The organism is Clostridium sp. Marseille-P299 (assembly GCF_900078195.1).
GTDB lineage: Bacteria > Bacillota > Clostridia > Lachnospirales > Lachnospiraceae > Lachnoclostridium.
Map to the genome: position 1 here is coordinate 873,506 of NZ_FJVE01000006.1, position 25,686 is coordinate 899,191.

Annotated in this window: 27 protein-coding genes and 1 other annotated feature; of the genes, 4 read left to right on the forward strand and 23 right to left on the reverse strand. The window is 34.1% G+C overall.

The features are described from left to right. Nucleotides 1-1,506: an ATP-binding protein gene (locus tag BN4220_RS07795; protein WP_066715318.1), complete on the reverse strand. Its 1,506-nt coding sequence runs from the start codon at nt 1,504-1,506 to the stop codon at nt 1-3. A gap of 317 nt (nt 1,507-1,823) precedes the next feature. Between BN4220_RS07795 and BN4220_RS07800 the strand changes: the two genes are divergently transcribed. After that, complete coding sequence (locus BN4220_RS07800; RefSeq protein ID WP_066715319.1) at nt 1,824-2,171, forward strand: helix-turn-helix domain-containing protein; 348 nt, start codon at nt 1,824-1,826, stop codon at nt 2,169-2,171. Between the two features lie 253 nt (nt 2,172-2,424). On the opposite strand, the gene BN4220_RS07805 is transcribed toward BN4220_RS07800, so the two are convergent. From BN4220_RS07805 to BN4220_RS07825, 5 genes are all read right to left on the reverse strand, one after another. Next, complete coding sequence (locus tag BN4220_RS07805) at nt 2,425-2,925, reverse strand: SEC-C metal-binding domain-containing protein (protein WP_066715320.1); 501 nt, start codon at nt 2,923-2,925, stop codon at nt 2,425-2,427. Between the two features lie 533 nt (nt 2,926-3,458). Beyond that, complete coding sequence (sdaAA, locus tag BN4220_RS07810) at nt 3,459-4,331, reverse strand: L-serine ammonia-lyase, iron-sulfur-dependent, subunit alpha (RefSeq protein WP_066715321.1); 873 nt, start codon at nt 4,329-4,331, stop codon at nt 3,459-3,461. 70 nt (nt 4,332-4,401) lie between these two features. Beyond that, complete coding sequence (gene sdaAB / locus BN4220_RS07815) at nt 4,402-5,064, reverse strand: L-serine ammonia-lyase, iron-sulfur-dependent subunit beta (protein ID WP_066715322.1); 663 nt, start codon at nt 5,062-5,064, stop codon at nt 4,402-4,404. 237 nt (nt 5,065-5,301) lie between these two features. Next, the gene (locus BN4220_RS07820; protein ID WP_066715323.1) at nt 5,302-5,559 is read right to left on the reverse strand and encodes a hypothetical protein; all 258 of its coding nucleotides are present in this window, start codon (nt 5,557-5,559) and stop codon (nt 5,302-5,304) included. Between the two features lie 85 nt (nt 5,560-5,644). Next, entirely contained in the window at nt 5,645-6,964 is a 1,320-nt protein-coding gene (locus tag BN4220_RS07825; RefSeq protein ID WP_066715324.1) for a replication-associated recombination protein A, read from the reverse strand. 116 nt (nt 6,965-7,080) lie between these two features. Here BN4220_RS07825 and BN4220_RS07830 point away from each other — a divergent pair, with 116 nt between their 5' ends. Continuing rightward, a complete protein-coding gene (locus BN4220_RS07830) occupies nt 7,081-7,260 on the forward strand; it encodes a DUF4250 domain-containing protein (RefSeq protein ID WP_347477070.1) in 180 nt (59 codons plus the stop codon). A gap of 5 nt (nt 7,261-7,265) precedes the next feature. Here BN4220_RS07830 and BN4220_RS07835 read toward each other — a convergent pair whose 3' ends face one another. Beyond that, nucleotides 7,266-7,835, reverse strand: coding sequence for a VanZ family protein (locus BN4220_RS07835; protein WP_066715326.1), 570 nt, complete (start codon nt 7,833-7,835; stop codon nt 7,266-7,268). A gap of 221 nt (nt 7,836-8,056) precedes the next feature. Between BN4220_RS07835 and BN4220_RS07840 the strand changes: the two genes are divergently transcribed. Then, on the forward strand, nt 8,057-8,713 hold the full coding sequence (locus tag BN4220_RS07840) for a YigZ family protein (protein WP_066715327.1): 657 nt from the start codon (nt 8,057-8,059) through the stop codon (nt 8,711-8,713). Between the two features lie 144 nt (nt 8,714-8,857). Continuing rightward, nucleotides 8,858-11,746: a transglycosylase domain-containing protein gene (locus BN4220_RS07845; RefSeq protein ID WP_066715328.1), complete on the forward strand. Its 2,889-nt coding sequence runs from the start codon at nt 8,858-8,860 to the stop codon at nt 11,744-11,746. A gap of 150 nt (nt 11,747-11,896) precedes the next feature. Here the strand turns inward: BN4220_RS07845 and BN4220_RS07850 are convergent, their stop codons facing one another. The 16 genes from BN4220_RS07850 to BN4220_RS07915 all read right to left on the reverse strand — a co-directional run bounded on the left by BN4220_RS07850 (nt 11,897) and on the right by BN4220_RS07915 (nt 25,506). Then, on the reverse strand, nt 11,897-12,862 hold the full coding sequence (locus tag BN4220_RS07850; RefSeq protein WP_066712010.1) for an IS3 family transposase: 966 nt from the start codon (nt 12,860-12,862) through the stop codon (nt 11,897-11,899). Continuing rightward, nucleotides 12,859-13,557 carry a helix-turn-helix domain-containing protein gene (locus BN4220_RS07855; protein ID WP_066712009.1) on the reverse strand — a complete coding sequence of 233 codons (699 nt, stop codon included), beginning with the start codon at nt 13,555-13,557 and terminating at the stop codon, nt 12,859-12,861. Before BN4220_RS07855 ends, BN4220_RS07850 begins: the two co-directional genes overlap by 4 nt. A 101-nt stretch (nt 13,558-13,658) precedes the next feature. Continuing rightward, nucleotides 13,659-14,015, reverse strand: coding sequence for a stage V sporulation protein AE (spoVAE, locus tag BN4220_RS07860; protein ID WP_066715329.1), 357 nt, complete (start codon nt 14,013-14,015; stop codon nt 13,659-13,661). Nucleotides 14,016-14,063: 48 nt separating this feature from the next. Beyond that, the gene (spoVAD, locus tag BN4220_RS07865) at nt 14,064-15,119 is read right to left on the reverse strand and encodes a stage V sporulation protein AD (protein ID WP_082812215.1); all 1,056 of its coding nucleotides are present in this window, start codon (nt 15,117-15,119) and stop codon (nt 14,064-14,066) included. A gap of 63 nt (nt 15,120-15,182) precedes the next feature. After that, on the reverse strand, nt 15,183-15,680 hold the full coding sequence (gene spoVAC / locus BN4220_RS07870) for a stage V sporulation protein AC (RefSeq protein ID WP_066715330.1): 498 nt from the start codon (nt 15,678-15,680) through the stop codon (nt 15,183-15,185). A 54-nt stretch (nt 15,681-15,734) separates the two neighbouring features. Further along, nucleotides 15,735-16,151, reverse strand: coding sequence for a stage V sporulation protein AB (locus BN4220_RS07875; RefSeq protein WP_066715331.1), 417 nt, complete (start codon nt 16,149-16,151; stop codon nt 15,735-15,737). A gap of 51 nt (nt 16,152-16,202) precedes the next feature. Beyond that, nucleotides 16,203-16,832, reverse strand: coding sequence for a stage V sporulation protein AA (locus BN4220_RS07880; RefSeq protein WP_066715332.1), 630 nt, complete (start codon nt 16,830-16,832; stop codon nt 16,203-16,205). Between the two features lie 28 nt (nt 16,833-16,860). Next, the gene (locus BN4220_RS20035; RefSeq protein WP_156476408.1) at nt 16,861-17,001 is read right to left on the reverse strand and encodes a hypothetical protein; all 141 of its coding nucleotides are present in this window, start codon (nt 16,999-17,001) and stop codon (nt 16,861-16,863) included. 143 nt (nt 17,002-17,144) lie between these two features. Beyond that, complete coding sequence (sigF, locus tag BN4220_RS07885) at nt 17,145-17,861, reverse strand: RNA polymerase sporulation sigma factor SigF (protein ID WP_066715333.1); 717 nt, start codon at nt 17,859-17,861, stop codon at nt 17,145-17,147. 68 nt (nt 17,862-17,929) lie between these two features. Next, entirely contained in the window at nt 17,930-18,406 is a 477-nt protein-coding gene (spoIIAB, locus tag BN4220_RS07890; RefSeq protein WP_242867757.1) for an anti-sigma F factor, read from the reverse strand. A 69-nt stretch (nt 18,407-18,475) separates the two neighbouring features. Continuing rightward, on the reverse strand, nt 18,476-18,856 hold the full coding sequence (gene spoIIAA, locus BN4220_RS07895; protein ID WP_066715334.1) for an anti-sigma F factor antagonist: 381 nt from the start codon (nt 18,854-18,856) through the stop codon (nt 18,476-18,478). A 134-nt stretch (nt 18,857-18,990) separates the two neighbouring features. After that, nucleotides 18,991-20,397 (reverse strand): tetratricopeptide repeat protein, encoded by a 1,407-nt coding sequence (locus BN4220_RS07900; RefSeq protein ID WP_066715335.1) that lies wholly within the window; start codon nt 20,395-20,397, stop codon nt 18,991-18,993. Nucleotides 20,398-20,425: 28 nt separating this feature from the next. Next, complete coding sequence (locus BN4220_RS20255; RefSeq protein ID WP_197467907.1) at nt 20,426-20,566, reverse strand: hypothetical protein; 141 nt, start codon at nt 20,564-20,566, stop codon at nt 20,426-20,428. A gap of 373 nt (nt 20,567-20,939) precedes the next feature. Then, nucleotides 20,940-23,618, reverse strand: a complete 2,679-nt coding sequence (locus BN4220_RS07905) for a valine--tRNA ligase (protein ID WP_066715336.1) — start codon at nt 23,616-23,618, stop codon at nt 20,940-20,942. Between the two features lie 178 nt (nt 23,619-23,796). Continuing rightward, nucleotides 23,797-24,105, reverse strand: a binding site (T-box leader). A gap of 87 nt (nt 24,106-24,192) precedes the next feature. After that, nucleotides 24,193-24,561 (reverse strand): VOC family protein, encoded by a 369-nt coding sequence (locus BN4220_RS07910; RefSeq protein ID WP_066715337.1) that lies wholly within the window; start codon nt 24,559-24,561, stop codon nt 24,193-24,195. Nucleotides 24,562-24,780: 219 nt separating this feature from the next. Next, on the reverse strand, nt 24,781-25,506 hold the full coding sequence (locus tag BN4220_RS07915; protein WP_066715338.1) for an MBL fold metallo-hydrolase: 726 nt from the start codon (nt 25,504-25,506) through the stop codon (nt 24,781-24,783). Nucleotides 25,507-25,686: the final 180 nt, after the last annotated feature.

Sequence of the window (25,686 nt, forward strand, 5' to 3'; positions counted from 1 at the left end):
CTAATATGACAGCAAATGTTGCAATTCTTCCATTCTTTTCATTGTGTTATCATAATCTTCTTTACGAATAGCAAGTTCTAATCGAAAAGCTCTCTTACGCTCTTCTTGCTCGTTTTCCAAAAATAAACTTTTAATAACACCAGCAAAATTTTCTGCCTTTTCCCAATTCCCTAATTCGATGCATAAGCTTAATTTTTCTATGATTTCTTTTACACCACGCATACGTTCTTCCTTAGAATCATCTACTTCAGTTTCCGTATGAAAATGTAAATCACTTAGAAGCATACTCCCCTTTGTATACCCTAAATTCGAAAACCTTCCGTCTTCATCTACCAAAAATTGTCTTGATTCATTTTTATTATTCTTTTTTTCAGCTACATTCTTATTAATTCCTAAACGTACTGAGAATGAAAATGTACTTCCTTTACCTTTCACGCTATTTACATGAATATTTCCTCCCATAAGCTCAACTAAGCGCTTACTAATAACAAGTCCTAAGCCAGTTCCACCAAAACGTCTAGTGATTGACCCGTCTACTTGAGAGAAACTTATAAATAGTTTGTCCATATCATCTTTTGAGATACCTATTCCACTATCAACCACGAAAAAGAATAACTCAACTTCTGAATCCTTTTGTAAGGTATTCATAACCTCAATGGTTATCTGACCGATGGACGTAAATTTAATTGCATTGGATAATAAATTATTTAATATTTGACCAAGACGTAGTTCATCTCCAATTACTTTTTTAGGAATATCATTCCCCATGTTTAAAACCAGTCTCAAACCTTTATCTTGAACAGCAGTACTATGCATGGATAATACATGATGCATAAATTCTTCAAAATCAAATTCTCTTTTCTCTAGGATTAACTTTCCAGCTGTTATCTTACTAAAATCAAGAATATCATTCACCATTTTAGACATATGATCGCAACTTCTTAATATTATTTGAATATGTTCTAATTGCATGGATGATAAATTTGTTTCAAGTAAATTATTGGCAAGGCCCTGTATTCCATTGATCGGCGTTCGAAGTTCATGAGTAATATTCGCAAGAAATTCGTTCTTAATGTTGATTGCTTTATTTAGTTCCTTTTTTGTTGAATTTTCTCTTTTGATTGCTTGTATTTCTTTCGAAATATCAATTGCATAACAAATTCCAGTGCAGCTAATCTTCTCTGGTTGCATAACAACTTTTAGTCGTACTGGACAGCAGGTTTGGTTGCTTCGATATGCTACTGTCTCATAATATGTACAATTCTCTTCTTTTTGCAGCAAGTCTTGCTCTAATAATTGTAGCTGCTTCGCATTTCTTTGAAATACCTTTGGAAACACACATAAAATGTCATTACATCCAATTTCACATAGGTCTCCCAATTCGGTTTTTGCAGCTTTATTGCTATATACAATGACTCCAGCTTCATCAAACAAAAGGATTGCTTCTAAGCACTCATCAAAACAATTGTAATTGGTATTAAAATCACTTTCATTACCTATCAACATCGTATCCTCTCATTCATATAACTATCAAACTTTTCCAATTTCTATCTTAATTCAAGGAAAATCATTTGTCAACGACATTCAAATCCTTGTATTTATTGGGTTTCTCTTTTTAAAATTAATTCATTTAATGCTTTGCAAAACATGCAAATAATATTGTAAAATGTAACAAGTTATGATAAATATCTTAATATTCACGTTTTATGAACTATTCTTTTGATTTTCTTGAATCAAAATTCTGTTTATCTTGACATTTTCCCAAATTTTGTTATATAATGCCTTATATATGAAGATAACTAATGAAATTGAATGGAGGGCACATGAACTTTAACATACGTTTAAAACAATTAAGACAAAAACATAAATTAACTCAAAGTGAGTTAGCTGATATTTTAGGTCTAAAGCCAACCGCTGTATCAAACTATGAATCAAGACGTAATGAACCATCTTTTGATAAATTAATTTCATTATCAAAATACTTCGACGTCTCTTGTGATTATTTATTGGGAATTTCTGATGCATATCTACCAGTTGGTGGAGAAGTGTTAGACAAAGATATTGTTGAATTTTTTAATGTATATCAACAACTTGATTTGGAAAGCGCACAAGAACTGAAAAATTATGCGGATTATTTATTGTACAAACAAGAACGCGAAGGTTCTTTTTAGCCTGTGTCCATAAGACTATTATTTCGTATTATTTTACATATTTCAATTTGAGGAGATGAATAATAACTAAGTTCAAACACGATAAACAAGCACAGTCACCTTGGTGACATATTGCAAATTGCGTGAGTGCGTATCCTAATCGGAGCGCTTTTACGTTATAGGATTAAATCCTATAACGTAAAATAGAAGGAGCAGTTTCCTAAAGACTCTGCATCCTTCCTTTTTTATTTTAAGATAAATTTATTCTATTTTATTATTTGCCACAGCAGAATTTATATTTTTTACCGCTGCCACATGGACAAGGATCATTTCTTCCTACTTTTTTCTCTTTAACGATTGTATTAGATTTCTTTTGTTTTAAATATAATTCTTTTCTACGACCGTCAGATAAGATATTCTTCCAAGCTGGTAGCTCAAATAACCAAGAAGCGTTTGCTTCTACCATGTTATAGTATAGCTTTTCTTTGTCAAATTTAAGACTAACCTTTGTATCTGCTGTCATTTCTTCAATTGGATTTGGTGTTACCAAACTTTCATTAATACCATCTAAGAAACCAACCATATGCTGTAAGGAAGCGCCATATTTATCTGCTAATTCTTGAACAGTTCCTTCAACTACTTCATCTGGATTTGCTAATAGTTTTTCGTAAATACCTTTTTCTACGGTAAAATAATTAAGCCAAAGTTTTTCCTCTTCTTTTTCATCCATATTTTCCGCATAAGCGTATTCTCTCCACTCAGTAAGTAAACTCATTTTCTTCATCCTTTCAATTTCAATTCCGATTTTGCATAAAATTATCCTAAGATTAGTATGCCTAAATCAAAAGTAAATATTGTAGCAAAAATGCTACTTTCTTTGTAAAAAAATATTATTGTTTGTATAAATCACCATGAATGGTTAATACTATAGTTAATCTAATTTATTCTCGGCATAAACAAGATAACAACAGCCTACCTTGTAGTTCCGATTTAGAATTAGATATGCGTATGCTCTTTCAATAGTTGGATTCCCCCTCCAATGAAAAGCAACCATACAAAAGAAGAGTTAAATACTTATCCTCCCCTTTTTAATGTAAAGTCTGCTACAATGGCGTAGTGGACTTTACTTTTTTCTATTGCATTTTCCACTATAATTTGACACAAGTGATATTTTAACATATAACCAAAGGATACGCAACTTTTACTCTACGTTATTTTATATTATTTTTACATATTATTTTACAACTTTTTTATTGCACTATCCTTATATTAATATATAAATTATCCATATCAAATTTTAGAAAATTTCTAATCCTCACCCATGATTTTTTGTTTCCAAAGGAGACCCGTTTCAGTGGCCGCAAGTCCCCCCATAGCTGTTTCTTTTAGAGACACTGGCATGGCTAACCCAATCTGGTACATTGCACTTATTACTTCATCATAGGGTATTCTACTTTCAATTCCTGCAAGAGCCATCTCAGCAGCTGTTAAAGCATTCGATGCCCCTGCCGCATTTCTTTTAATACAAGGAACCTCTACAAGACCCGCCACAGGATCGCAGGATAATCCCAACATATTTTTCAAGGCAATTGCCATTGCATGGGCTGCTTGACTTGGTGTGCCCCCCATCATTTCGGTAATTGCAGCCGCTGCCATAGCACTCGCTGAACCTACCTCTGCTTGACAACCTCCTGCTGCACCTGAAATACTTGCATTATTGGCAATCACATACCCAATTGCACCTGCAGTAAATAAATGATTAATTACAGTTTCATCGGATAAATTATATTTTTCCTGAATGGCAAGCATTACTGCCGGCAACACGCCACAAGACCCAGCGGTAGGAGTTGCACATATAACTCCCATGGACGCATTCACTTCATTCGTTCCTACTGCATAGCAAAGCGCTGTTAAAAATGTTTTATCAGTGATATACTTCCCACTTTGTAAATAATCATATAATTTTTTTGCATCATTACCTGTCATTCCAGAACTTGATACCACTCCTTTAATGCCTTCATGCGCAGCATTCTTCATTGCCTTGAAATTATATGCCATCGTACGAATTATCTCTTCTTTTGTACAATCCGTTGCTTCCATTTCTTGTTCTATCATTAACTCATATATTTTCTTATTTTGCTCTTCTGCTTGTTTTACAAGATCTGCAATATTTTTAAACATGTTTTACCCTCATGCGATTTAGTAGAATTTATTTTAGTAACGTTTTATTTCATATCATCGATTTCTTAACTTATGCATTAAGCACAATCACTTTTTGAATATTGTTCATCGTTGATATTTCATTAATTAAATCTTCATTCACAGGTTGATCTGTTTCTACCACCATTAAAGCAGTACGCCCTTTTTCTATTCTAGAGACTTCCATATGTCCAATATTAATTTTATGTTCCGTTAGAGCGGTTGCCACAGATGCAACTGCACCATAAGCGTCTTTGTGAAGAATTAATAAAGAAGGATATTCTCCTGATAACTTTAATAAAAATCCATCCAGTTCAGTTATTTGAATAGCGCCACCACCTACTGATATCCCCGTAATTTCCATACGATCAGTTCCAGCCTTTAGAATTAGCTTTACCGTATTGGGATGACTAGCATGTGCTGCTTCTTCAAAATATTTAAGTGTAATCCCCTTTTCATTGGCAAGTGAGATGGCGTTTTTAATTCTAGCATCATCGGTTTCAAAGTTTAAAATACCACCGACAACCGCAACATCTGTTGCATGCCCCTTGTAAGTCTTAGCAAAGGAACCATAGAAATGAATTTCAACCTCACTTGGTTCTTTTCCAAAGATTTTGCGGGCAACTCTTCCGATACGCACAGCCCCAGCAGTATGGGAGCTGGATGGTCCAATCATAACAGGACCGATAATATCAAACACACTTTTATACTTCATAATTTCCTCTCATTCTATCGCCCACAGAGCTACAATCTAGTAAAAGTAGCCATATTGTGAGTCTTCTTAAGAAAGTGATTTTTCATTTGATTTTTTCTTCATAAAAGGCAATAAAGGTCTGATTCCGACAAATATTCGAAACCAGACCTCTTTGTTTATCCCCTTATAGACAAAATAAACGGCTTCGATTTTTAACATCAATCAAAACTTTTTGCCTTAAAGATATATTTTAACTTCTTATTTATCTAACTTCATTTCCTTGTTCATCTTTCTAAGCTCTTTAATGGAAATCCCATCATCTTCTTTATGAACCTGTCTATATACAATTAAAAATCCATACAATAAAATCGGAATGACAATCGTACAAAATAAACTAGCCATAAACAAGCCATTTGCATATGGTTTTGCAAAGATAGCAGAAATCAATGAAACAACATAAAGGCTTAATAATAAAACTACGCCTGCAAGTGCTACGACTCTTTTTACATTCTTCATTAATGTGCTCTCCTTTCTACAACAAATCACTATTTCTACCAAGCTAGAATAGCATAAGAACACTATTTTTGCAAGTAATATACTTTTATTGGCGCTTTATCTTCTTAAAATACTCTTTTATTTCCTTCTCATATCCATGATTTACAGGATGATAAAATACTCGGTCTTTTATTTCATCTGGGAGATATTGTTGTTCCACATAGTTATTTTCATAATCATGGGCGTATTTATAGCCAATTCCATGACCAAGCTTTGCAGCTCCTTTATAATGTGCATCTCTTAAATAACTAGGAATCGTAGCTGTTTGCTCACTTGCCACCACTTTCATAGCCTCCTCAATTGCCATAATAGCAGAATTACTCTTAGGTGCACAGGCAACATAGGCTACCGCTTGCGCAAGTATGATTTTAGCCTCTGGCATGCCAATTCGCTCTACTGCTTGCGCGGCCGCTGTAGCAACAACTAAAGCATTAGGATCTGCATTACTTACATCTTCCGCTGCGCAAATCATAATTCTTCTGGCAATAAACGAAATATCTTCTCCCGCATATAACATCTTAGCTAAATAATAGATTGCAGCATCTGGATCAGACCCTCTCATACTCTTTATAAATGCTGAAATAGTATCGTAGTGATTGTCCCCTGTCTTATCGTATTTAATTACTCTTTTTTGAATACATTCTTGGGCTACATCTAATGTTATATGTATTTTGCCATCGGTATCTCTTTCCGTAGTTAATACACCTAATTCAATTGCATTTAATGCAGACCTTGCATCCCCATTGGAGATATCTGCAAGGAATTCTAATGCCTCTTCATCAATTGTCGCATTGTAAGCCCCTAGCCCTTTTTCCTTATCATATACCGCTCTATTTAATAAGATTTTTATTTCTTCTTTGGACAATGGTTTTAATTCAAAAATAATGGACCGGGAAATTAACGCTCCATTAACTTCAAAATACGGGTTCTCAGTGGTTGCTCCGATAAGAATAATTGTACCATCTTCAACAAAGGGCAATAAATAGTCTTGCTGTCCTTTATTAAATCGATGAATCTCGTCAACAAAAAGAATTGTCTTTTTACCGTACATACCAAAGGTATTCTTTGCCTCAGAAATTACCTCCTCCATGTCCTTTTTCCCTGCTGATGTGGCATTGATTTGTTTAAAGATAGCACTTGTAGTACCCGCGATTACCTTTGCTAACGTTGTCTTACCAGTGCCTGGTGGTCCATAAAATATAATAGAACTTAACTTATCTGCTTTAATTGCACGATATAGTAACTTGTCCTTTCCTATGATATGCGTCTGACCAACTACCTCGTCTAATGTCGTAGGACGCAATCTAGCCGCTAACGGAGATTCTTTATCCTTATTTTGTTCTCTCATATATTCAAATAAATCCATATTGATACCCTACCCCCTCTACGATTTGATACCCCTTTTGCTTTACTTGTCATTCATTCTAATTTATGATAAAATTACACTTCAGTAAATTAACATTATGAAAAACAAAGGAGATTATCATGGCAATTCCTAACGATCCAGTAATGCTTTTAAGTTATATTAATACTCAATTAAGAGATTTCTATGACAATTTAGACGACTTATGTAGCAGTCTTGACATCTTAAAAGAAGAGCTTATTAATAAATTAAAAACAATTAATTATGAATACAGTGACGTAAAAAATCAATTTATTTAATGAAATTAGAACAGACTCTGTTCTAATTTTGTTTGATTCATTCTCTTTCGCATCAGAAAATAAAAAATTAACGTACCGATAATTATCCCAATGGAATCAATACCTACATCACTGATTTGTCCACTTCTACCTTCTACAAATAGTTGGTGAAATTCATCACTCATAGCATATAAAACACAAATACCTATATTAAGTATAAAATACTTTTTTATGCCAACCTTAATTGTGTAGAAATGTATTCCAAGAAGAATTGCAAGAACTGCATATTCAGTCATATGTGCTACTTTCCTAACAATATGGTTTATAAACTCTAATGTAATTTCTCGCTTAGCACTATCCATTGAACCAAAGACTTGTTCCTTTGTTTCAAGCAGAAAATTAGCAATTACTGAGCTACTATCATTGGATTCAACCGCTGTTTTCGATGAAAATAAAAATATAATAATCATCATAATTAAAGCTGGTATTAACGATAAAAATCGTTTTTTAGATAAAAGTTGCTTCTTTAATATTTCTTTCTTTTGCAAAGGCTCCTGTTCCACTTTAGATTCCTTATTTATTAAATTCTTTTGCATTTCTTCTATATTTCCTTTTCGAGATTATTAATAGAAGCCATTGATTTAGATTGCTTGCGCTTCTTATCTATCGTTGTTATAATTCAAATAGTAAAATAACAGTTCATTTTTGTCAAGGAATGTACACCAAGTGCAAAAAAGACTGTAGGTTGAAAAATATATTTAGAAAGGTCTGCCGAGGTTAAATCTCCTAGAACTGGCAGTGAATTTGGTTTAAAAATATGAATAGTTCTTATAAATCTTTATATCAAGGTGGAAATGGTGAAATTGTAGAAAAAAAATCAAGATTTATCGCTACGATCAGACCAATTTCTACGGAACAAGAAGCAATTGATTTTATTGATGAGATGAAAAAAAAATATTGGGATGCGAATCATAATTGTTCTGCTTACGTTTTGGGAAGCAAAAATGAAATTGAGAGATGTAGCGATGATGGTGAACCTAGTAAAACTGCAGGTCGCCCAATGCTTGATGTTCTTGTAAATGAAGGTATTCACAATGTTGCAGCCGTTGTGACAAGATATTTTGGAGGTACCTTACTTGGTACTGGCGGATTGGTTCGTGCATACCAAGCTGCTGTAAAAGAGGGTCTTGCTAATTGCATCGTAATTGAAAAAATACCAGCAAAAAAATTAGAGGTAATTACTGATTATAATGGAATCGGAAAACTACAATATATTACGGCTACGATGGAAATTATCACATTAGATACAATTTACACCGATACAGTAACTGCAATATTACTTGTAACCGAAGAAAATGAGAATGCTTTTCGTAAAAAGTTTTTAGAAGCCACCAATGGTAAGGCTATTTTTAATGAATTAGACGAGATATATTATGCAAATGTTAACGGATCTATCCTCGAATTTCCCATTTGATAATGAAATCTAAATAGAAAATTAATAATATTGTAAATTACATTACATTGCCAAACATAGCCCAAAATGCTATAATAATCGGGAAACGGTCAATACTTATGTATATAAAAGAACGATTAAACCGTTGCGTTTAGGAGGTTTTATATGAATTTTAGTAAAAAAGGTGTTATTGACAAACAACACCAGATAAAGTCAACCTCAAAGCGACTAAATACGAAATTACGTGTCACTTTGTTTCGACTCTGTCTCGTTTGTGTTGTCTTTGTAGGTATCGTGGGAGTACTTACAGTCTCTGGTGCTGTCAAAGGTATGCTTGATAACGCCCCAGATATAGCCCAGATAAATATCGATCCAGACCGCTTTGCAACTCACGTCTATTATAGCGATGGTACTCTTGCAGATACTATAATTGACGCTGAAGCAAACCGTGTCATGAAAACGATTGATGAAATACCAGATGTATTAGAACATGCATTCATTGCACTAGAAGATGAACGTTTTTACGAACACAAAGGAATCGACATTCGTGGTATCTTCCGTGCAGGTTTTTCAGTTCTAAAAACCAAAGGACTTGGTTTTGGTGCAAGTACCATTACCCAGCAGCTACTTAAGAATAAAGTATTCGGTGGTGGTGCAGAGTCAAATAATCTAGATAAGATTGTTCGTAAAGTCCAAGAGCAATACCTAGCGATTAAATTGGAAAACGAATACTCGAAAGATGAAATCTTAGAAGCGTATTTAAATACAATTAATTTAGGAAATGGTTCTTACGGTGTTCAAACCGCTGCACAAAGTTATTTTGGCAAAGATGTTGAAGACTTAACTCTATCAGAGTCCGCAGTAATTGCAGCGATTGCCTTATCTCCTGTAAGACAAAATCCTATTAATCATCCGGATGCCAATGCTGAACGTAGACAAAAATGTCTTGATAATATGCTTGAACTAGGTTTTTGTACCCAAGAAGAATACGATGAAGCAATCAACGATGATGTGTATTCTAGAATATCCCTTCATGCCCAAGATAAAACAAGTGATTCTTACTACTCTTATTATACTGATGAAGTCATAAATCAAGTAATCAATGATTTACAAGAGAAAAAGGGATATACTGCAGAACAAGCTGAAAAATTAGTATTTAGTGGCGGTTTAAGTATTACCTCAGCGCAAGATAAGAACATTCAGACAATTGTTGATAAATATTTTACAGATGAATCAAATTTCCCAGCCGTTGGTGAAGGATCTTATTATGAGCTAAATTATGCCCTTTCTATTATGAAAGAAGATGGTAGCGAAGTTCATTACCACCTTAAGGATTTATTTGAATATTTTAAAGATTATGATGACACAGAAGGTAAATATCTTCATACCTCAGGTAAAAAAGGAATTAGCAGTTATGGGTATGATAAAGAAGATATGATTGCTAAAACCGAAGAGTTTAAAGCTGCGATGCTTGGACCGAATGATGAAGTCTCTGGTGAGAATCTTAATATAACGATTCAGCCTCAAACTTCTATGACAATTATGGATCAATCTACTGGAAAAGTTGTTGCTCTTTATGGTGGTCGTGGAGAAAAAACAGGCAATCGTGTCCTAAATCGTGCAACTAGTACAACTCGTCCAGTTGGTTCAACCTTTAAGGTCTTAGCAGCCTTTTTACCAGCTCTTGATAGTGGTGGATATACACTAGCATCCCCATTTGATGATTCCGAATACTTTTATCCAACTGGAGAAAAAGTTACAAACTGGTACAAAGGATTTTATAAAGGCTTATCTACAATTCGTGAAGGTATCTATAACTCCATGAATATAGTTGCAACTCGTACTCTTGAGGCGGTAACTCCACGTGTTGGTTTTGATTACTTAAAGAAATTAGGTTTTTCTACCCTTGTTGATGAACCAGATAAAAATGGTAGATCCGACGTCAATGTGTCCTTAGCACTTGGTGGATTAACCAATGGTGTTACTAACTTAGAGCTTACTGCAGCCTATGCAGCAATTGCAAATGGTGGTGTTTATAACAAACCAATTTTTTATACCAAAGTTGTAGATCACAATGGAAAAGTGCTATTAACCAACGAAACGAATTCTACTCAAGTTATGAAATCTTCAACTGCTTGGTTATTAACAAATGCAATGGAAGATACAATTAAAATCGGAACTGGTAAACGATTAGGATTTAGAAATTATAGCATGCCAGTGGCAGGAAAAACAGGAACTGTTCATGATTACTGGGATTTATGGTTTAGTGGTTACACACCTTATTACACAGCTTCTATATGGACTGGTTTTGATAATAATAGGGAACAATCCAACAAAACATATCACCAAGATTTATGGCGAAACATTATGGAGGAAATTCACTCTACCTTAAACTTAGAAAAGAAATCCTTCACAAAGCCTGATTCAATCGTTACAGCATCAATTTGTACGAAATCTGGTAAGTTGGCAGTTGCTGGACTATGTGATCATGCCAAAGGTGGTAGTACTGTAAAGACAGAATACTTTGCAAAAGGTACCGTTCCTACAGAGTATTGCGATGTTCATGTTAAAGTACAAATTTGTAAAGAATCTGGTCATATTGCTAGCGCATATTGTCCGCTTGATCAGGTAGAAGAAGTTGTTTATTTAGTCAAAGATAGCGAAACTTCAACTACATGGGATACTGAAAACCTTTATCCTACTGGTGATAAAGCTACTCCTTGTCCAATTCATAGTGATGGTAGCATCTTACCACCAGAAGAAGATGATACCAACGATGATGATTCATGGTGGCAAGATGAAGAAACTGATGACACTAACAACAGCGGTGATAACGCTGGAAACAATGGTAACAGCGGCAACACTGGTAACAACGGTAATACTGGTAACAACGGTAATACTGGCAACTCCGGTAACAGCGATAACTCCGTTAACAATGGTAACGGTGGTAACTCTGGTAACAGTGGTAATTCAGGTAATACTGGTGATAACGGCAATGATAATACAGTAACTGAGCCTCCAGTTGTAATTATCCCACCAGAGTCCGATGAATAAATATAATAAAATTAAGTTTGTAATCAATATTTACAGACTGCAATATAAAAAAGGTAGAGACCAAATGATATGCTCCCTGTCAAGTAGACAGGCCAAATATCTAAAGTAATGCTCATAAATCAGTCATACGATTTTCGTATGGCTGATTTTTTATGCGCACCACTTTGATTTATATTTCTCAATTCTTTTATTCTTTGCAATCGGATATGTTGTTGGAGTTGCGGAAGCTAACGCTTCAGCCCTTACCTCAGCAGGTGTTTTACAATCATATCTGCTTTGAGGTCGCTCATCTCGATAGAATCGGATATAATCTTTGATTGCATGACGTAATGATAACTCATCTGTTATCTCGTACATTTGATACATTTCTGATTTAATGATTCCCCAAAAACCTTCCGTTGGTCCATTATCAATACAATGGCCAACTCTGGACATTGATTGAATCATTTCGCTATCTTGAAGTTTTCTCTGGAACACCTTATTTGTATACTGAAAGCCTCGGTCGCTATGAAAAATAGGCTTTGCAGTTGAATTAGCATCAATTGCTTTATCAAAGGTTTTGAATACCAGTTGATTGTTGTTTCTGCCGCTTATAACAAATGCAACAGGATAACGATCATAGAGATCTATGATCGCACTAAGATATAGTTTCTTATTGGTTTCAGGAATCTTAAACTCCGTTACATCAGTAGCCCACTTTTGATTAGGCTCTGTTGCATAAAAGTCTCTTGCTAACTTATTTTCTGCTGTTTCTTCTGGCTTGGAAGAATTGTATTTTTTCTTCTTTTTACGAATAACAGAATGGATTCCAAGTTTTTTCATAATACGATGAATTTGTTTCCTTGAATAATGAGTATGATTGAAATGATTGATCCAATCCGTCATTCTTCGGTACCCTAAGATATGAGAAAATCTTTCATCATACTCTTTGATTAATTCTGCGATTTCGATATTAGTTTTTTCTTGTTCTGGTACAATTCTATGTTTCCATTTGTAGAACGCAGCTCTGGCGATTCCAAGCTGTGCACACATCCAGTTGACACTCCAACCCTTGTTCGTATGGAAGTATTCAATAACAAGATACTTTGATTCATGGCGTTGCTTTCCGAGTCTCACATCCCTTCGAATTCTTTCACTTTTTTTAACAGTTCTACCACCATATCTTTTTCTTCAAGCTGACGCTTTAGCCGAAGATTCTCTCTTCGTAATCGTTCTAATTCATCAACTTCATCATCTGTCTTATGTCGACCACGTTTGTCAGTAAGACCTTCTTCACCTGTGGCATCATATTTTTTCACCCAGGAATACACCTGACTGTAAGAAACATCGTAAAGTGCTGCTGTGTCCTTATAATCACGATTGTGTTCAATGCAGTATGTAACGATTTCTTTGCGTTCCTGAATAGTTGTTTTTCGCCTTGCCTCTGCCATATAGACCTCCCGTTTCGGATCGTAATCCTTAAGTTCTCTATTGGCATTATACTTCATAATCCACTGTTTTAGTGTCGAATCAGACAAAATATTATATTTAGCTGCAAGTTCTTCTAAAGATCCTTCTCCACGCAGATATCGTTCGACCATTTCAGTTTTAAACTCTTTTGTATAAGCTTTATTCCCTATTGGATTTTGAAACACCTCAATACCTGAATAGTTATAAAAATGTAACCATTTATGAACAGAACAATTCCTTTTCTTTTCGTTAAAAGGAATATCATATTTTGCACAAATTTCTCGCATTGATAAATTTCCAGATAAATAATCTTCACAAGCACTCGCTTTAGTTTCAGGGGAGTATTTAGCTTTTCTGGACATGAAAAATCCTCCTTAAGTAGATTTTGGTTATTTACCTTGTCTACTTAAGGAGGATCATATCAAAAATCTCTACCTTTTTTATATATTTCATTTATATCATATTAATCCTTCATTTTAGGGTTGAAAATCCATGAAGCAATATAGCTAAAGATTAAAGCTGCCGAAATTCCAACTGCACTGGAAGTAAATCCTCCTTTAAAAAGTCCGATAAATCCTTCCTCATCTACTGCTTTTTTAATTCCTTTAAATAAAGTATTTCCAAATCCTATTAAAGGTACCGTAGCACCTGCTTTTGCCCATTCAGCAAATGGTTCATAAACCCCAATTGCTCCTAATAATGCGCCTAAACAAACCAATATTACCATAATTCGCCCTGGAAGTAACTTTGTATTATCCATAAGTATTTGAACAGCAGCACAGATCGCACCACCAACTAAAAACGCGATTACATAATCCATAGCAATCCAACCTTTCTATCATTCATCCATACGTTTATTACACTTGTATTAATCGCTTTCAAAAACAACTGCATGGGCAATTCCTGGTACACTTTGACCTTCATTAAAACTTACCGTCGATAACAATGCTCCGGTAGGCACAAAAAGTACTCTCTTCCACTTTTTCTGACATAATTGCTTCATGACATAACCAGTTAATGTGATTGCACTACATCCACAGCCACTACCACCAGCATGTGTATCTTGAACCTCTGTATCAAATATCTCAATTCCACAGTCCATGTGATTTAACTTTATATCAAATCCTTCATTTTCTAATAGCTCAATTAAAATATTGGATCCAATCTGACCCAAATCGCCAGTTATTATCTTATCATAATAATCTGGTTTAATATTAAAATCTTTAAAATGTTGCGCGATTGTAGCGGACGCTGCTGGCGCCATACACGCCCCCATATTCATAGAGTCTTTTATTCCATAGTCAACAATTTTACCTAACGTAAGACCTTTTATATGAACATTAGCACCTTCCCAATTCTTAGGTTTAATATCACTTTTCCCAATGATTACACCACCACTTCCAGTAACTGTCCATGATGCAGCTAATGGCCTTTGATTTCCATAACCAAGAGGAAATCGAAATTGTTTTTCTGCTCCTGCAAAGTGACTTGAAGTTAAGGCAAGTATCTTATCTGCATAACCTCCCTCAACTATCATTGCTCCTATAGCAATTGATTCACCCATAGTGGAACAAGCGCCATATACACCAAGAAGTGGAATATCAAGGCTCTCAACACCAAAGGAAGTTGCGATTAATTGTCCGAGTAAATCACCACCAATTAAAAAACGAATGTCTGTTTTTTTTAATCCTGCTTTTTGAATTGCAAGTTCAGCAGTTTTTAAAAGTAGTTTACTCTCAGCATCCTCCCACGTTTCGCCACCAAACATTGGATCTTCTTCAACTAAATCAAAATAAGCACCTAATGGCCCCTCACTCTCTTTTTGTCCAGCAACAGAGGCAACACCTAATACAATAGGCGGTTCTTTAAAATATATGCTTTGTTTCCCCTGCATTTTTCCTGTCTGTGTCTTTGCATCACTCATTGTAACACACCTTTCTCCTTAATATTTCTCATTAAGATCTTCTTTTTAATATTTAAAACAAAACTATATTTTTTGAAAGATATAATAAATAACACCTAAAATAAATGAAGAGAAAATTCCATACAGTATTACAGGGCCTGCAATCGTAAAGATCTTACATCCAATACCAAAAACCTGCCCTTCTTTTTTAAATTCAATCGCTGGCGCAGCCACTGAATTTGCAAATCCCGTAATCGGTACAACACTACCTGCACCAGCAAATTTTGCAATTTTCTGATATACATTAAATCCAGTTAGTAAAACCGCGAGTAACACAAGGGATAACGTCGTATAGGCACCTGCAAGTTCTTTCTCCGCGCCCCTTGCCATATAAAAATTCGTAAATCCTTGCCCAATCGCGCATATGATTCCACCTGAAATAAATGCTTTAATTAAGTTTAAAAACCAACTATGCTTTGGCGTTACCTGCTTAACATATTGGTTATATAATTTATCTCTTTCTGTTTTATTTGATTCTTGTTCAACTTGGGATATGGTTACTTTTTTATTTTCATCTGACATAAAAATAGCTCCTTACTACAACTAATTCTGTTGTTTATTATGATTCAGTCCTAATTAACTAGTCATGAATTGATAGAAAGCCCCTAGAAGTTTGCCTATGGCAAAACTAAGAATAACAAATGGCAAACCATATTTTAAGTTAATTCTCTTTGCAAACACAGGTATAACTTTTACTACTTCTGCTAAAGCAACTGATAGACATCCAACAAATACACCTGAAAATATTCCATAAATAATTAAAATCCAAACTCCTAAGGGGAGTTCAAAATTAAAAACAGATATAATATTTCCACATATCGCACCAAATAAAACCATGTCTTCATACAATAAAATATATTTGTTGGTTTTACTTCTAGCAGCCATTCTTTCAACGACTCCTATTAAAGTAATAAATGCAAATAATCCAGCTGCTACCATAGCGCCTGAAGTAACTCCGATAAACCCTAAAATAATGTTACGTATGATATTCATAATAGCTGATAAGCACTCCCTTCGTATGTTGTACTTAGTACTATATAGGATTTATCCAGCATCAATTGATTTTCCTTCTCTACTAGCATTTTCAATAACCGTAGTATTCATATCTTGTTCATATAGGCGTAACTGGACTTGTAATGGAGTTGGATCCGAATCAATTTTAATTCGTGTAAAATGATTAAAAAATACGATAATTCCTATAGGCAACCCTATGGAATATGATATTTCTAAAACGCTGCCACCCGATTTTGTATGCCCCATAACCAACCTATAAAATTGGTCAAAGACCTTTTCAACGCTGACATCCTCATTGAATGTCATAATGGTAAATGCAGAACCAAAAAAAACTGCCAAACAAACAAAAATAGTTTTTGCAATTTCTAAGGCTTTCTTCTTTTTTCCTGGTGGAATATACTCAATTACAAAATCTATTACACCTACATTTATAACCAAAACATTGGGATGTTGCTTTTGAAGAATTTCAATAATCTTTAGTACAGAAACCGCAAATTTACATTTCTTCTCATTTGGAACAACAAGCACCACTTCTTCATTTAATTCTTTTACCATTTTCTTATCAGTTCCATAAAGTTTTACAACATCCCTTAGAAAGACTTTACGGTTTGTAACAATTGAACACATTTCTGCTTTAATATATAACGTTTGCATCTCCATAGTTTTAACAATTACTTACCCCTTTCTCTTAAAATTTACACCCCTCATACACTAGGGTTCCTTCAAGTACCTGTTTTGAATCTCCTGAAAAGTAAACAATAGCGCCAATTACAACGGCTACTGTTACAACAATCAGTGCCATAATAAATACTCGTTTTGATTTCACCATAGCTCCTCCTTAAAAAAAGGCTGTTGCAAAATATATTTAGGCTATTTAATACAAATAATCTAAATACATTTTGCAACAGCCACCTTCTTCCATATGCTGTTACTATGATTTCCAATTTCTCTAAGGATATGCTGGTAATTTATTCATCCAAGCATCTTCTCTCTCATTGTTCTTAAAATCTTTTTTTCTAGCCTTGAAACTTGAACCTGTGAGATTCCAAGTACAGTAGCAATTTCTGTTTGTGTTTTATCTTTAAAATAACGTAATGTTATAATATCTCGTTCTTTTTCTTCTAATGAATCCATAACTTCTTTTAATGCTAAGTGGTTAATCATGGTATCACTTTCATCTTCCATAAATTCAATTTTATCCATTAAATATATTGCATTTCCATCACCTTGATAAATTGTTTTATATAGTGATTCAACCTCTGCACCAGATTCTAGCGCTAAGACAACTTCTTCTTTTTCAAGTTGTAAACTCACGCATATTTCTTCAAGTGTTGGTTCCCTACCATTTTTCTTTTCTAGCTCACTGCGCATCATTCTTATTTTTCCCGCTGTTTCTTTAATAGACCGGCTAACCTTAATCATGCCATCATCTCTTAAAAAACGTTTAATTTCTCCTGTAATCATTGGTACTGCATACGTTGAGAATTTTACCTCATAGCTCATGTCGAATTTGTCGATTGCTTTCATCAAACCAATGCTTCCAATTTGAAATAAATCTTCTGCTTCATGTCCTCTACCTAAAAATCTACGAACAATACTCCATACCAAACCAACATTCTCAGTAATCACTAAATCTCTCGCCGCTTTATCCCCTTGTTTTGACAAATGAATAAGTTCCAGCGTATCCACGAATTATCTCCCTTCTACCGTGGTAATTATTTGGTTAGCATTAAATAAACGAACTATTTAAATCTAACCTATGTAGTTTGAATTACTTTCTTCATAATAACAACGGTTCCTTCACCTATCTTAGATTTCACCTCTAGTTCATCCATGAAAGCTTCCATAAATGCAAATCCCATACCAGAACGTTCTAACTCAGGTCTTGAAGTATAAAGTGGCTCCATTGCAAGCAAAACATTTTCAATACCAACACCTTGATCACTTACGGCGATTCCAATTTCTCTATCCTTAATATAGCAATGAAGCTTAACTTTTCCTTTCTCTTTTCCATATCCATGTATGATGGAATTTGTAACTGCTTCTGAAACTGCTGTTTTAATATCTGCTAATTCTTCTATCGTAGGATTTAATTGAGATGCAAAGGCAGACACTACCATACGAGCAAAACTTTCATTCTGCGACTTTGAATCAAACTCTATCGTCATTTCATTGTCATATTCCAAGGTACTCTCCTCCATATTTTTATTAAAAGCCTCTTTCAAATTCTCCATAATACCCTCCATGCCGTCTTCAAACAGCTTATTTATTAAACATATTACATGTTATTGTGCTTTTTTAATCTACATAGATGCCATAGCTTCTTCAATATCTTTATAATGAGCCATAATTTTATATAGTCCAGAAAGCATCAATATACGATTAACTGAATCAGAAACTCCAACCACCGCCACTTTCCCTCCTATAAATATAACTCTCTTATATCTGCCCATAATAACACCAATTCCTGAGCTATCCATGAAGGAAACCTTTTTGAAATCAAATATAATATTAAGCGCATTTCTTTGCTCTAATATCTTATCCGCTTGCTCTCTAATCCAAATTGCATTATGATGGTCCAAATCTTCTTTTAAATGAATGATTAAGGTTCGGTTCCTTAGCTCAAAATCTGCAAAGGTTTCTTCCCGAGGTGTGAGCCAAATAATATCTTCTCTTTTTCCCATATAAATATAATCCTTTCTAATCTTTATATAATATTTAACATAATTTTACATATCGTACTTATAAAAAAAGACATTCTAATTATAGAAATGTCTTTTTCAAAATCATTTTATCTAATGTCAATTAACCCTGTTGTTTATTGTAATGAATTCAATCTTGTATTTGTTGAATCCCTTAAGGTTGAATCTGGGCAGTTTTCTAGTAATTCATTATAATAAATTTTTGCACTTTCATCATTATCAAGTTCTTGATATGCTTTTCCTAGATAGTAAAGCGTATAATCGTAAGTAGGATTATATGCATATGCTTCAAGTAATGATTCTACAGCTTTTTCGTATTCACCCGCATCGAATTGGTCACGGCCTGTCAAAAATGCCGCATTATAAACCGATGGATAAATATCACTCTTCATTAAATCATAAAGCTCGCTGGCATCTTTATTCGTTAATTTTTCTGCATCCACAAGATAAAGAGCTTTTGCTACCGTTAAAAGCTCATCCTCACTTGGCTTGTTTATAGCTTTAACATCTGTGTATAATTTAAGTGCACTAAGTAAGTTATCATAAATCTTATTATCTTTTTGTGTACCTTGTTCATCTGCTAACTTACGTTCTGCTTCTTCTAACTTGGTTGTCAAGGTTTCAATTTCTTTTTCTTTTGAGTTAATAGTTGCAAGTTGAACATTTAGTTGGCTACTATAATCTAATTCCTCTTTCGCATATTCTTTACGAATATTTGATTTTACAGTAGGAACAATTAAGAAAAATACAACTGCAATTCCAATAATAACACCTAATACTAAATTAACAAATGCCAATACATTAGGCTTTTCTTCCCGATAGGAACTAATCGGTGTAATCCCTTTATTATTTGCTTCCGGTAAATCTCCATTGCTCCAATATGGGGCTTGTCCAGCATTTCCGGATGATAACATGCTATTTAACTCACTTAAATAACGAAGCGTAGTCGTATTTGAAATGTCTATCTTACTTGCCCGTAGTAAAGCACGTCTCGCACGTTCAAATTCATTGTTTTTCATATATAATAAAGCAAGCAATTGTAGAGCACGTATAAAATGTGGATTTAGGCTTACAACTTTTTTAAGCTGAATAATTGCTAAATCATAATTTCCTTGCTTTGCAGATTCTAAAGCAAAATTATACTTCTTAATTGCTTGATTCATATTATCTAACTTTGTAGGATTCGCCTGGATTTCTCCCATGTAAACATCTGCATCATTCTCATTACTTTGGAAATGCTTACTGATGACCCATTCACTTAACGCTGCAACGATTTCTCCCATCTCATAAAATACGAGACCTAATAAATTTCTAGCGTTAGTGTTTCTTTTATTCATCTCAAGGCTTTTCTTTAACATTAAAACCGCACCTGATAGGTCTCTTACTTTTGCCTTCTCAAGCCCTTGGTTATAATACATATTCGATACGCGATATACTCTTTTATATGTTGTTAAATCTTTACCGCACATATCGCAGCGGTTTCTTCTTACCGCGACTACATTGCCGCAATATGGACAATTCATCGTCTTCCCCCCATGGTCTATCAAAGTCTTATTTATCTTTCTTTTCTTTTAAAACTGCATCTATAATATCGGCAATATCTGTCAAGTCGTTGTTAAAAATTGCTTCTTCCGCTTGATCGACTTCAAGGCTTGGTTGAAACTTTGCAACCTCTTCATCAAAATTAATCATATCGACACCTCGTTTCTACCATAAAAACCGAATTTTTCTATAACACTACATTCTATATGATAACGATTAACCCTTAAAAAATCAAGCTTTTATCAACAAAATTAAATATATGTTAAGATTTATCAACAAACGGATTTTATAATTTATCAAAATAGGTATATATAATCTATTTAAGCTGCTTAATAGGATTAAAAAATCAAACTACAGTATACCCCAAAAAGCATGTACCATGCTTCCATTATAGTATACTGTAGTTTGATTGCAATAAATTTTTGTCGCAATAAATCGCAACATTATCAAAGATTCGTCAACATCTAAGCTTTTGGCTTAGCATGATTAAAAATAGTTTTTATTTCTACTACATTTTTAGCAATTATTTTTGGAAATGTGCCAATCTTTCCTCTACTTGCTCCATCATATTCGTGTATTTTTCAAGTTTTGCTCTTTCTTCCGCTATTTTAGCTTCTGGCGCTTTGCTAACAAATTTCTCATTTGCAAGCATTCCTTGAACACGTTTTAATTCTCCTGTCAAACGTTCTTTTTCTTTATTCAAACGCTCGATTTCTTTTTCAATATCAACTAAATCCGCAAATGGCATATAGATTGTAGCATTTGGAATCACTGCAGAAACGGCATCTTCATCAATTCCTGTTTTATCTTCCTGGATAATAACTTCACTTGCACCACCAAGAGTTGCAAAGAATACCTTACTATTTGTGAAGATTTCACGTACATTCTCACTATCAGAAACGATATAAACCGTAGCTTTTCTACTAGGTTTAACATTCATCTCTGTACGAACATTACGGATTCCTTTTACTGCTTCTTTGATTAATTCTACTGCTTCTTCTTGTGCCTTAAAGCTCATAGACTCATCAAATACTGGCCATTCAGAAACCATAACAGACTCTTCTGTCTCACTAATACCTTCCATATCCTTTAATGTGCAGAAGATTTCTTCTGTGATAAATGGCATATATGGATGTAATAATTTTAGTGCTGTTGTAAGAACTTTACGAAGTGTCCAAATTGCAGTTGTCTTAGTAGAATCATCATCACCATAAAGTCTTGGTTTAACCATTTCAATATACCAGTCACAGAATTCATCATAAATGAAATCATAAATTTTCTGTGCTGCAATACCAAGTTCAAACTTATCTAAGCTTTCTGTTACTTCCTTAGATAATTCATTCGCCTTTGATAAAATCCACTTATCAGCATCTGTTAATGTGCTCATATCAATTGTAGCAACCTTTGGATCTTTTCCTGCCTCTTCCATCTGTTGCATGTTCATCATGATAAAACGGGATGCATTCCAAACTTTATTTGCAAAGTTTCTACTTGCTTCTACACGTTCTAAATAAAAACGCATATCGTTACCAGGAGCATTACCTGTAATTAACGTGAAACGAAGAGCATCTGCTCCGTATTGATCAATAATTTCAAGTGGATCAATACCGTTACCAAGAGACTTACTCATCTTTCTTCCTTGAGAGTCACGAACCAAACCATGGAATAATACAGTTTTAAATGGTTTTTCTTTCATCATATCATATCCTGAGAAAATCATACGAATAACCCAGAAGAAGATGATATCATAACCAGTTACTAAAACATCCGTTGGATAGAAGTATTTTAAATCTTCGGTATCTTCTGGCCAGCCAATAGTTGAAAATGGCCAAAGTGCAGAACTAAACCAAGTATCTAATGTATCTGGATCCTGTGTGAAATGGTCATGACCACATTTACATTTTTCTGGCATCTCTTTGGATACTACAAATTCACCACACTTATCGCAGTAATATGCAGGAATTCTGTGTCCCCACCATAACTGTCTTGAAATACACCAATCTTTAATATTATCAGTCCAGTTAAAATAGATTTTTTCCATACGTTCTGGAATCAATGTAATTTCACCATTCTTAACCGCATCAACTGCTGGCTTAATTAATTCATCCATTTTTACAAACCATTGTTGTTTAATTAATGGTTCAATTGTTGTTTTACAACGGTCATGTGTTCCAACGTTATGGGAATGATCTTCAACCTTAACTAAAAGACCCATTTCATCAAGTTCTTTTACGATCTGCTTTCTTGCTTCGTAACGATCAAGTCCTTCGAATTTTCCTCCTAAGGAGTTAATCGTAGCATCGTCATTCATGATATTGATTTCTGGTAAGTTATGACGCTTTCCAACTTCAAAGTCGTTAGGGTCATGAGCAGGTGTAATCTTAACAACACCAGTACCAAATTCACGATCAACATAGGAATCACCAATGATAGGAATTTCTCTATCAACAAAAGGAACCTTTACAGTCTTACCAATTAAGTGTGCATATCTTTCATCTTCTGGATGAACAGCAACCGCAGTATCACCAAGCATAGTTTCTGGTCTTGTAGTTGCAAAGATTAAGAATTCATCGGTACCAACTACTGGATACTTAATGTGCCAGAAATGTCCTGCTTGATCTTGATATTCAACTTCGGCATCAGAGATAGAAGTTCCACAAACTGGACACCAGTTGATGATTCTTGATCCCTTGTAGATTAAGCCTTTTTCATAGTATTTAATGAAAACTTCTTCTACTGCTTTTGAACATCCTTCGTCCATTGTAAAGCGTTCTCTTTCCCAATCACAAGAAGAACCTAACTTCTTTAACTGGTCGATAATTCTTCCGCCGTACTCTTCTTTCCACTTCCAAGCACGTTCTAAAAAGCCATCACGACCTAGATCTTCTTTTTCAATTCCTTCTTTTTTCATCTGTTCGATGATTTTTACTTCTGTAGCAATTGCTGCATGGTCTGTACCTGGCTGCCAAAGTGCATTGTATCCTTGCATTCTCTTATAACGAATTAAGATATCTTGCATAGTATTATCAAGGGCATGCCCCATGTGAAGCTGTCCCGTAATATTTGGTGGTGGCATCACAATCGTAAATGGTTTCTTACTCTTATCTACTTCTGCATGAAAATACTTCTTATCTAGCCATTTGCTATATAATCTCTCTTCTATGTCCTTTGGATCATAGGTCTTTGCTAATTCTTTTTGCATCGAATCACCTGTACCTTTCCTTGTTGATGGTAATTTCCCTTAAAGGATTGTTTTAATTTCTTTTTGTTCATTCGTGTGCTTTTGTAGATTTCGTATGAGGAGAATTTGTTTCTGGTGGTTTTCGCTTTTGGGAGGATTCTCCCTTACTATCCTTATAAACAAAAAAAGGTTCTTCGTCAAAAAGGACGAAGAACCGTGGTACCACCTTAATTTACAATCAATCATACACCAAATTCTTAGTAGTTGATTGTCTCAATACGCATCTCATATCACTATTTACACAATGATAAAAACACTCGTCTGTAACGGGACTTCCCGTTATCTCCTACACGCACAAATTTAATTCATATAATTACATTTAATTTGTGTTTCAAAGATACTGTTCCGGAGCTACCTTCCATAAGCACTTCTTAAAACAACCTCTCAGCCATTGAGTTGTTCTCTCTGCTAAGGTTACTCATGTAATCCTCTCCATCATCACACTTATCTTATTATGTTACTATAATATGCAAAGTTTTTGCAGTTGTCAAGGGCTTTCTGAAACAAAAACTTCAATCATTAAATTGCTGTCAGATTACTTCCCAGGTACAATTTCAAGCCAGTAACCATCTGGATCACTGATAAAATAAATACCCATTGCTTTATTTTCAAAACAAATACAACCCATTTCTTTATGTTTTTCATAAGCTGCATCAAAATCGTCAACTTCAAATGCTAAATGGAATTCATTATCCCCTAGATTATATGGGCGATCCCATTCTTTTAACCAAGTTAATTCAAGTAAATGATCTGTAACTCCATCACCTAAGTATACAAGTATAAACTCTCCATTTTCAGCTACTTTTCTTCTTGATTCTACTAATCCTAAGGCTTCTTTATAGAATTCTAAAGACTTCTCCAAATTAAGTACATTAATATTATTATGTGCAAATTTAAACTCCATAAATTATTCATCCTTTCATATAAAAATATTTTTATTATATTGATACACGCCTTATTTTTCTATTTTTTGACGTAGTGATCATTTTATTCAATCATAACGAACTAGATGTCATTGAATTATAAATTTACGATTCAATAATGGATTTACGATTCGATAATGGATTTATGATTCAATAATGGATTTATGATTCAATAATGGATTTATGATTCAATAATGGATTTATGATTCAATAAGAAATTCTTTCCCTTCCTTATCAACATTCATAATTCGATCTTTATATTCTTTTGCAATTTCCATACCTTTTAACTGATCAATGACGGATGGTTTCTCCCAAAAATGCATTGGAAATGCATATGTTGTGTCGGTTAATTTCATAAAATAATCAAATCCCCACCAAAAGCGATCCTCTTGTCTAGGGTCAAGTGGTAGAAATGCTACTTTTATCTTCTTACCTTCCAACTTTTTAATTTCATCTTTAAAACGTTTGGTCATATCTTCGTATTCTTCTTTGGTTTCACCAGCCCAAGACCACCAATTCAAATCTCCAGCATGATAAATGACCGTACCAGAAATATCAAGATAAAATGCTACTCCCTCATCTGTTGAAGTTAATGTGGTAAGTGTACTTAACGAATCTATTGAAATCGTCTCATTCTTTCCAACATAATGAATTTTATCATAATCTTCCTGTGGTATCCCTTGCTTTTCCATATACTTCTCATTCATCTTTAGATCCTTTGATAGGATATATGTGACATCCTTATAAGGTTCCATTATCTGAAAGATTTCTTTATTAAAGTGATCATAATGCTTATGACTTGAAAAAACGAAGATGCGCTTTGAAGAATCAAACTTTGGTAGTTCTCCTTTAAAATAATCAAAGATTAAGATATAGGAATCCAATTCAACAACAAAACAGCTATGATAGATATACGTTACCTTCATACGCAATCCTCCTTATTTTATTATGTGTATAACAGTTAATTATAGAGTGACTTTTTTGAATATCATTCTTTCATAATATCTATTGTAATTATTCCACAATGTCTATACTTCTCTTATAACATACTACAATTATACCATAACGTATCCCTGATTTCACTAAATCTTCTTGATTATTTTAAT

Bases quoted from the DNA above. Each gene is read 5' to 3' on its own strand.
- BN4220_RS07910 (WP_066715337.1), bottom strand. From the start codon at position 24,561: ATGGAGTTTAAATTTGCACATAATAATATTAATGTACTTAATTTGGAG.
- BN4220_RS07840 (WP_066715327.1), top strand. From the start codon at position 8,057: ATGAATAGTTCTTATAAATCTTTATATCAAGGTGGAAATGGTGAAATT.
- BN4220_RS20255 (WP_197467907.1), bottom strand. From the start codon at position 20,566: ATGATTAATTTTGATGAAGAGGTTGCAAAGTTTCAACCAAGCCTTGAA.
- BN4220_RS07845 (WP_066715328.1), top strand. From the start codon at position 8,858: ATGAATTTTAGTAAAAAAGGTGTTATTGACAAACAACACCAGATAAAG.
- BN4220_RS07905 (WP_066715336.1), bottom strand. From the start codon at position 23,618: ATGCAAAAAGAATTAGCAAAGACCTATGATCCAAAGGACATAGAAGAG.
- sdaAB (WP_066715322.1), bottom strand. From the start codon at position 5,064: ATGAAGTATAAAAGTGTGTTTGATATTATCGGTCCTGTTATGATTGGA.
- spoIIAB (WP_242867757.1), bottom strand. From the start codon at position 18,406: ATGGAGAATTTGAAAGAGGCTTTTAATAAAAATATGGAGGAGAGTACC.
- BN4220_RS07900 (WP_066715335.1), bottom strand. From the start codon at position 20,397: ATGAATTGTCCATATTGCGGCAATGTAGTCGCGGTAAGAAGAAACCGC.
- BN4220_RS07805 (WP_066715320.1), bottom strand. From the start codon at position 2,925: ATGAGTTTACTTACTGAGTGGAGAGAATACGCTTATGCGGAAAATATG.
- spoVAC (WP_066715330.1), bottom strand. From the start codon at position 15,680: ATGTCAGATGAAAATAAAAAAGTAACCATATCCCAAGTTGAACAAGAA.
- BN4220_RS07800 (WP_066715319.1), top strand. From the start codon at position 1,824: ATGAACTTTAACATACGTTTAAAACAATTAAGACAAAAACATAAATTA.
- BN4220_RS20035 (WP_156476408.1), bottom strand. From the start codon at position 17,001: ATGGTGAAATCAAAACGAGTATTTATTATGGCACTGATTGTTGTAACA.
- sdaAA (WP_066715321.1), bottom strand. From the start codon at position 4,331: ATGTTTAAAAATATTGCAGATCTTGTAAAACAAGCAGAAGAGCAAAAT.
- BN4220_RS07875 (WP_066715331.1), bottom strand. From the start codon at position 16,151: ATGAATATCATACGTAACATTATTTTAGGGTTTATCGGAGTTACTTCA.
- BN4220_RS07795 (WP_066715318.1), bottom strand. From the start codon at position 1,506: ATGTTGATAGGTAATGAAAGTGATTTTAATACCAATTACAATTGTTTT.
- BN4220_RS07835 (WP_066715326.1), bottom strand. From the start codon at position 7,835: ATGCAAAAGAATTTAATAAATAAGGAATCTAAAGTGGAACAGGAGCCT.
- spoVAE (WP_066715329.1), bottom strand. From the start codon at position 14,015: ATGGATTATGTAATCGCGTTTTTAGTTGGTGGTGCGATCTGTGCTGCT.
- BN4220_RS07820 (WP_066715323.1), bottom strand. From the start codon at position 5,559: ATGAAGAATGTAAAAAGAGTCGTAGCACTTGCAGGCGTAGTTTTATTA.
- spoIIAA (WP_066715334.1), bottom strand. From the start codon at position 18,856: ATGGGAAAAAGAGAAGATATTATTTGGCTCACACCTCGGGAAGAAACC.
- BN4220_RS07825 (WP_066715324.1), bottom strand. From the start codon at position 6,964: ATGGATTTATTTGAATATATGAGAGAACAAAATAAGGATAAAGAATCT.
- spoVAD (WP_082812215.1), bottom strand. From the start codon at position 15,119: ATGAGTGATGCAAAGACACAGACAGGAAAAATGCAGGGGAAACAAAGC.
- BN4220_RS07855 (WP_066712009.1), bottom strand. From the start codon at position 13,557: ATGTCCAGAAAAGCTAAATACTCCCCTGAAACTAAAGCGAGTGCTTGT.
- BN4220_RS07915 (WP_066715338.1), bottom strand. From the start codon at position 25,506: ATGAAGGTAACGTATATCTATCATAGCTGTTTTGTTGTTGAATTGGAT.
- BN4220_RS07880 (WP_066715332.1), bottom strand. From the start codon at position 16,832: ATGGAGATGCAAACGTTATATATTAAAGCAGAAATGTGTTCAATTGTT.